Origin of the sequence: Kineosporia sp. A_224 (assembly GCF_002198655.1) — a bacterium.
In the GTDB taxonomy this organism is placed as follows: Bacteria; Actinomycetota; Actinomycetes; order Actinomycetales; family Kineosporiaceae; genus R-H-3.
Genome location: NZ_MWLN01000106.1, coordinates 1 through 7,256, shown reverse-complemented (window position 1 = coordinate 7,256; position 7,256 = coordinate 1). Strand labels below are relative to the sequence as shown.

The following is a 7,256-nucleotide window of genomic DNA, read 5'->3' as shown; positions in this document are numbered from 1 at the left end:
CAGTGCTGCATGTGTTGTCCCACCGGCCTGGTGCACTGCTGGTCTCGATGGTGCTCTTCGGGCTGTCGATGGTGTCCGCCCGGGTGGCCCTGCAACCCCTGGGACGTCGCCCGAGCCGTGACCGACGTCGCCCTCATGGGCATCGGCCGGCCAGGCGCGTACCGCGTGGCGGTCGCGCCGTGCTCCTGGTGAACTGCCGGTCCGGGAGCGGCAAGGCGATGGCGGAGATCACGCATCGGGCCGATCGTGAGTGTGTCGAGATCGTCCTGGTCGCGGAAGGGCAGGACCTGAGCGTGCTCGCGGACGCTGTCGCGGCCGACGGTGCGGGCATCCTGGGTGTTGCCGGTGGCGACGGGTCGATGGCTGCGGTGGCCGCGGTCGCATCCCGGCGTGGGCTCCCGTTCGTGTGCGTCCCGACGGGCACCCGGAACCACTTCGCGTTGGACCTCGGGATCGATCCTGCCGACATCTCGTCGGCCGTGTCGGCGTTCCGGGGCGAGAACGACGTCAGGGTGGACCTCGGGGAGGTGAACGGACGCATCTTCGTGAACAACGTGTCGCTGGGGCTCTACGCGGGGCTGCTGGCGTCGCGGCACTACCGGCGCTCCAAGATGCGGGCTGTCCTCGACGAGCTGCCGGCCCTGGTCGGCCCCGACGCCCGACCACCCGCACTACGTTTCGCCGCTCCACAGGGCATGACCCAGGACGGGACGGACGCCCTCCTCGTCTCCAACAATCCCTACCGGCTCGGCGGTCTGGGGCGCAGCGCCTGGCGCCCGGACCTCGCTTCAGGGACGCTCGGGGTACTGACCATCAGGCTCGACGACGGCAACGCGATCATGCGGCTTGCGGCGGCCGAGCTGCTCGGGCGAGGGCGGCTGCCTGCCGGCTACGACCGGTGGACCACTGACACGTTCGCCGTCGACGCCGATGGCCCCATCGACGCGGCAGTCGATGGGGAACCGGTCAGACTGTCGGGAGTCCTGCGGTTCGCCGTTCGACCAGGTGCCCTGGTGGTCCGTCGACCGCCCGCCCGCAGGCGCGAAGCCGCCGGCAGGCTCGTCCGGGAGGCACGGCTCCTGTTGAGGACTGCTTCGGCACCGGACCACCCCGATCGGCCGCCCAGCAGCTCAGAGGGCCTCCACCGACGAACCACGGACAAGGTCCCGGGCTCGGGGCGAGAAGGCGTTGCAGGATGGGACTGGCCCCGAAGCTGGGCGCCCCGGCGACAACAGCGCCGACTCGACAAGCGCGGAAGGTCCGTCATGGCCGTGAACGAGCGGGCGACCCTCAATCAGGTCTTCGGGCGCCTCACCCTGATCGTGTCCGTCGTCTGGGCCGTCACGATCATCGGGTCGGCCGTCGCGGCAAAGGCGAGCAGCGAGTTCATCTGGGTCCTGCTCATCCTGCTCTGCGGTGCCAGCGGGACCGGCGCAGCAGTTGAAGCAGCGAGGCGCCGCGCCGCCGCGTGACCGCGCCCGGAAGCCTGCTGCGCGGTACCTGGGGCGACGCCGGGTGCGGTGACCGTCGAGCGTCCCGGGGCCCCTCACGCCGGCTGCATCTACCGCGTGTCCCCGTCGGTCTCCGGGGCCGGGCGGTTGAACTGTCTGCCGATGAGTGCGAACGCGAACATCTGTGGGAGTGCCGCGTTGCCCAGGGAGGTGACCTGGAGGATGGCGACGGCGATAGGGATGCACAGGGCGAGCAGCCAGGCCGAGGCTGCCGGGCGGAAGTGACCACGGAGCAGGGCGATGCCCAGCGCGGTCGACCCCAGGAGGGTGAGAAGCAGCCCGCCGATCGAGACGAGGAAGGCGGTCTCGAGGAAGGGGGTGGGGTGGGCACCCCACTGCGTCCAGTAGTCGAGGGCGACGCCGAGGACGGCGACGAGGTACCCGGTGATCGCCAGCCGCCAGGTCCACCGTTCGGCTCCGCGTGGGCGCCGTGCGCGGTAGGTGGTGACGGCGCAGAGGGTGAAGGCTGCGAAGACGGGGAGCCAGATCTTGCCGTAGGTGAGGTAGACCCGGTCCGGGCCGCTCCAGTCCAGTAGCGGCCGCAACGCCTCGGAGGCGGGGACGGCCCAGAGCCGGACCAGCGGCGCGCGGAGGTCTTCTCGGCCGTCGGCGGTGGCGAACCGGGACAGGGCGTGGATCTGGCCGAGGACCAGCCCGGTCCACGCTGCCCACCATGCGAGACGTCCGACCAGGCGACCGGTCCTTCGTGAGTCCTGGACGTGATCCGACGTGGAGGTCATGTCCACGCCTCCCGGTTCGTTGGCCACCGTCAGCCGACGAACGACGAGACGGTGGATGCGACCACGGCCAGCGCAGCGGCCGCCAGCGCGAGTACCCCGCTCGCCCCTAGACGCTCTGGGGCCCTTGCGATGGGCAGCGCGCATGCGGCCGCTGCAGCCGCGAGGATGAACGGCAGGCCGCTCCAGAAGACGACAACGGCGACCAGGGCGAGGGCCGCGAGGACGACCGCCCGGGTCCGGGCGCCTCGTCCGGTGGCGCCGCGCACAACCAGGCCGAAGACGATGCCTGCCGCGGCCAGGATGATCGCGACAGTGATCAGGTACTCCCGCAGCCCCTGGTCTCCGTCGGGCTGCCACCAGGTGGCGACGGCGGCCATCGCCAGGGCGTAGGCCACCCCGAGGATGGCGAGCAGCCCGGCCCCGGACGGTGTCGTCGTCGATCGGTCCAGTGACGTGTCGGTCATGGCGTCCTCCTTGGCTCGGCGCCGGGCGAGCGGCTCGTCCGGCTACCCGTTCGCGGGTCCAGGTCGCAGACGTTGCCGCCGCGTGCGCGAGCCGGGCAGTGTCTGCAGCCCTCCGCGGACGAGGAGGTTGTCCCGGGCGCGGCGGGACATCGTGCTGGTGACACGGGACGCCTCGCCTCGGCACACTCGGACGATGACCGTGCCGCTGCTGCCGACGTCCCCCGTCGCGGGGGTGACGCGCGGGCCGGTGCGCGGGGACGGCTCGGCGACGTGTCCTCGAGGTGGTGAGCCCGGCGTTCAGGTGCCGCGCACGGTGACGTCTGCGTCGGGTGACCGGTGGCTTCGGGGCGTGGCGGTGACGCTGTTCGCGCTCGCAGTGGTCATGACGGTAGCGACGCAGGCGCTCAGCGCCGGTCTCGGGGACAGCCCGCTGGTCTCCGACCCGCAGGAGCTGGGCCAGGTCGGGCTGGTCCTGTTCGTGCTGGGAATGGGCTCGGCGGGCCTGCTGGTGGCGTGGCACAGGCCGTGGCACTCGGCTGCGTGGCTGCTGCTGGGCGCGGCCGACATCGAAGCGTTGTGCGACCTCGGGCAGGCGTACGGTACCCGGGCGCTGGTGCTGGACCCGTCGCTGCCCGGCGGGGCGTGGGCGCTGTCGCTGTCGGCGCCGCTGTGGATCGTCGGGGTCGGCCTGGTCGCGGTGACGATGCTGCTGCGGTACCCGAGCGGCCGGCTCGAGGGGCGCTGGGCGCCTGCCGTGGACCGGGCGGTCCTGGTTGGGCTGTTCGTGCTGTGGGTCGCCTACGCGGGCAGCGACAACTCGGTGACCGATGCCGTCCCCTCAGCCAGACCGCCCGTCCGCCTGGACCCTCCACCGTGGGTCGAGGCCACCGTCGGCGTCGCCCTGCTCGTGACGCTGCTGGGCGCCTTCGTGTTCGCCGTCGCCGACGCCACCAAGCGGACCGTTCGTGCAGGACCCCCTCAGCGGCAGCAGCTGGCACTCCTGGTCACCAGCGTCGTCGTCTCCGTGGCCGGGCTGCTGCTGCCGTGGCGGGTCGTCAACCTGGTGCTCACCCAGTCGATCCCCGTCGCTGTGGCCGTCGGAGTGCTCCGCTACCGCCTGTCGGGCATCGAGGTCGTGGTCCGCCGGACCCTGCTCTACGGCGGCCTCACTGTCGCGGTGCTCGCGGTCTTCGTCGCGGTCACGTCCACGCTCACGGCCGTGGCGCCGCGCTCTTCCGGTGCGCCCCTGGTGGCTTCCCTCGCCGTCGCGCTCGTCGTCGTCCCGTTGCGCGACAGGCTGCAGCGACTGGTCGACGGTTTCGTGTATGGCGACCGCGGGGACGCGTGGCGAACCCTGCAGACCATCGGGCAAGCGCCGGCCCTCGACGGGGCCGCGCTGACGGGGGCGGTGGACGCGTTGGCACGCACCCTGCGTCTTCCCGGGGTCGAGCTGCGCGCAGCAGGCGGTGGCGACACGCTCGCACAGACCGGCGTGCCGTCGGAGCCGGACCCCGCCAGATCCGATGCCGGCGCAGCCGCGCAGGCAACCCACCTCGCAGCACGCCGCCGACCCGAAGCCACGGCGTCTGCGCCGGCCTGGGACTGTGACCTCGTCGTCGAGGGGGCGGTGGTCGCAGTCCTGCGGGTCACCCCACGGCGTGGTGAGCGCCGGCTGCCGCCGGCGGACCAGCAGCTCCTCCGAGCCCTTGCCCCGCTGCTCGGAATGCTCGTGCGCAACATCCAGCTGGCGGACCTGCTGCGGGTGGAGCAGGCCCGCGCCGAACACTCGACCGCCCGAGAACGGGAACGGCTGCGCCGAGACCTGCATGACGGCCTCGGTCCGTCGCTGACCGGGATCGGGCTCGGCCTGGAGGCAGTGGACGGAGCCGACCTCCCCGAACGAGCCCGTCCTGTGATCACCCGGTTGCGTTCCGAGACGGCCGCGAGCCTCGAGGACGTCCGGCGCATCATCGACGACCTGCGACCCGCTCGGCTCGACCGCATGGACCTGGCCGCCGTCCTCAGCGCCCGCGCTGACCAGATCAGCACCACCACCGGCACGCTCGTGCGGGTCGACCTGCCGCCCGACCTGTCTTGCCTGCCGGACCAGGTCGAGTCCGCGGCGAGCCGCATCCTCGACGAGGCCCTGACCAACGTCGCTCGTCATGCTCGCGCCCGAACCTGCACAGTCACAGTCACCCTGGAGCCTGTAGAGGCCGGTCCGAGGGCCAGGACGGGTCGGCTCGAGCTTCGGGTGCGTGACGACGGCATCGGGTACACGGCATCCCGCCCGGGCGGGATCGGCGTCGACTCGATGCGCGCCAGAGCCACCATCCTGGGCGGCTCCCTCGACATCCGGCGCATGCCCGCCGGGGGCACGGAAGTCACCGCACGACTCCCGTACCTCGCTCCGGACCAGGACGTGGCCGACGACAACGCGGCCGCAGCGGACGCGCCGGCCCTGCGGGCACGGCTGTGACAGCCGACCTCCCGGCACGGCCGACCGGTCGGGTACGGGTCGTCGTGGCCGATGACCATCCGATGGTCCGCTACGGGATCGTCGCGGTCCTCACAGACGTCTCCGACATCGACGTGATGGCCGAGGCCGCCGACGGCGCCCAGTTGCTGGCGGCGATCGAGGAGCATCTGCCGGACGTCGTGGTGACCGACCTCGACATGCCCGGCACCCCCGGAGTGAGGGCGATCGCCGAGATCCGCGCCCGGTGGCCCCAGATCGGGGTGCTGGTCCTCACGATGCACTCCGACGACGAGGCCGTCTTCACAGCACTGCGTGCCGGCGCGCACGGATATCTCCTCAAGGGAGCCGACCGCGCCGAGCTCGTCCGAGGGATCCACAGCGTGGCTGCCGGCGAGGCCGTGTACGGGGCAACGGTCGCCGCACGCATCGTCGCCTTCTTCACCGGAAACCACCGCCAGTACACCGCCCAGGCATTTCCGGACCTCACCGACCGCGAACGCGACGTCCTCACCCTCCTCGCCCAGGGCCGCAGAAACTCCGAGATCGCCGTCGCGCTGGGACTGTCCGACAAGACCGTCCGAAACCTGGTCAGCGCCGTCCTCGTCAAGCTCCACGTCCCGGACCGCACCGCCGCCGCGCTCAAGGCCCGCGACGCCGGCATCAGCTGACCCGGCAGCGCGGCGAGGTCACGCACGTCAGATACGTTGCCGTGCATGGAGATCCGCGGATCTGGACGGCGATCACTCCGTTCGCTACCGTCGCCCGCCCGGTGGCTGACGGGCCAGTCAGGGGAGTCGTGGAACCGGCCCAGAAGCTGCGGTGCATGCGAGCGGTGGTTGCACTCCTGACGGCCAAGGTGGCGAGTGCTTCAGGGAGCGGGCAGCCGGTAGACGCTGTCGGTGTCGTGGGCCGTGATCCAGGCCGCGCTGGAGTCCGCAGCGACGCTTCCGCTGGCAGCCCGGGTCCCGTAGCGGCCACAACGGTTGGTGCTGGGGTCGACGGTGGTGACGAGCCCATCGGTGACACGGTTGGTCCCCGGTCCGCCCGCGTGGCGGTGCCACCGGTCTGCGCCAGCGTTCACGCCCGGTCGCCCGTGACGGCGAGGAACTGGGGACCTGACCCAACCGTGGTGGTCGCGACCGTGGCGAGCGTACGGGGGTCGAGCCGCAGCGACGTGCTGCCGTGTGGCTGGTGATCCACAGCGCGTCGGCGGTGGCCAGGATCGCGCCCGCGCCCAACGATGCATCCGTGATCCGCACGACCGTGCTCGTCGTCGGGTCGATCAGTACCAGCGTGAGCGACGAGGTCAGCACCCAGACGCCACCCGCCACCGACGACTCCTCGAGGAAGTCGTTGACCTTCACAGCGATGCAAGCGAGCACCAGCCGGTCCCGGGGTCGACGCGCAGCACCCGCGGGGTGCGCAGACCGCGACCCACAGGGCGTCGAAGCCGACGCCGGGCGCCAGGCAGGTTGCCCCTGACAACTGCATGGTCGACGGCACGGCGCCGGTGCCCCGTCGGGGCGCGTCAGCGCCTAGGAGCCGACTACAGATCCGGCCGAGACGCGAGCCGTTCATCGCAGTACCCGCGCTGGAGCCGGCCGGGACGCGGTCGCAGGCAGCACACTCGGGCCTTGCGGGCTCCCGGCCGCCACGGGGGGGCAAACGGCCGGGAGCCCTGTCAAGGGCGGCGCGGGCACGTCTGCCCACACCGTCAGCGAGAGTCTACGAAGGCGCAGCCCTGGTGATGCCCTCAGATGACCTTCCTGTCACGCGTTGCCGCGACGTCGCCCGCGCCTGTGCGTTGTTGGCGAGCGGGACCTGGCGGCGGCGTCCTGAGAACGATGACTGGAGGCGGCCGCGACTGGCGTCGCGGCTGTTCGGGGCCAGGCGTCTCGACCAGCCGAGCACTCCAAGCGCTCCCCGCCCGCCCACAGCTCCATGCAGGGGTTGACCTCGTGATGACCTGAGCTTGAGGCTCGCGAGACCTTAAGTGTGGCAACGATTTAGCTGAGTAGGCCATGGTGGCCGAGGCAAGGTTCATTGTTGTGTGGCGCGGCGC

General features: G+C 71.8%; 5 protein-coding genes. 3 read left to right on the top strand and 2 right to left on the bottom strand.

Features of this window, described 5'->3' with window-relative positions; genetic code table 11:
* A partial coding sequence (locus EDJALFJO_RS08625) for a diacylglycerol kinase family protein (RefSeq protein WP_143448387.1) occupies nucleotides 1-1,472 on the top strand: 1,472 nt, incomplete at its 5' end.
* 89 nt (nucleotides 1,473-1,561) lie between these two features.
* On the opposite strand, the gene EDJALFJO_RS08620 is transcribed toward EDJALFJO_RS08625, so the two are convergent.
* Together EDJALFJO_RS08620 and EDJALFJO_RS08615 are read right to left on the bottom strand one after the other, a co-directional pair.
* Nucleotides 1,562-2,251: a hypothetical protein gene (locus tag EDJALFJO_RS08620; RefSeq protein ID WP_143448386.1), complete on the bottom strand. Its 690-nt coding sequence runs from the start codon at nucleotides 2,249-2,251 to the stop codon at nucleotides 1,562-1,564.
* Nucleotides 2,252-2,280: 29 nt separating this feature from the next.
* Entirely contained in the window at nucleotides 2,281-2,715 is a 435-nt protein-coding gene (locus EDJALFJO_RS08615) for a hypothetical protein (RefSeq protein ID WP_158220344.1), read from the bottom strand.
* Between the two features lie 349 nt (nucleotides 2,716-3,064).
* Between EDJALFJO_RS08615 and EDJALFJO_RS08610 the strand changes: the two genes are divergently transcribed.
* Both EDJALFJO_RS08610 and EDJALFJO_RS08605 read left to right on the top strand, forming a co-directional pair.
* Nucleotides 3,065-5,194 carry a sensor histidine kinase gene (locus EDJALFJO_RS08610; RefSeq protein ID WP_158220343.1) on the top strand — a complete coding sequence of 710 codons (2,130 nt, stop codon included), beginning with the start codon at nucleotides 3,065-3,067 and terminating at the stop codon, nucleotides 5,192-5,194.
* A gap of 44 nt (nucleotides 5,195-5,238) precedes the next feature.
* Nucleotides 5,239-5,862 carry a response regulator transcription factor gene (locus EDJALFJO_RS08605; RefSeq protein WP_198950134.1) on the top strand — a complete coding sequence of 208 codons (624 nt, stop codon included), beginning with the start codon at nucleotides 5,239-5,241 and terminating at the stop codon, nucleotides 5,860-5,862.
* Nucleotides 5,863-7,256 lie beyond the last annotated feature (1,394 nt).

What these genes read in the sequence shown, in the direction of transcription:
- EDJALFJO_RS08615 (WP_158220344.1), bottom strand. Translation starts at nt 2,715, where the DNA reads ATGACCGACACGTCACTGGACCGATCGACGACGACACCGTCCGGGGCC.
- EDJALFJO_RS08620 (WP_143448386.1), bottom strand. Translation starts at nt 2,251, where the DNA reads ATGACCTCCACGTCGGATCACGTCCAGGACTCACGAAGGACCGGTCGC.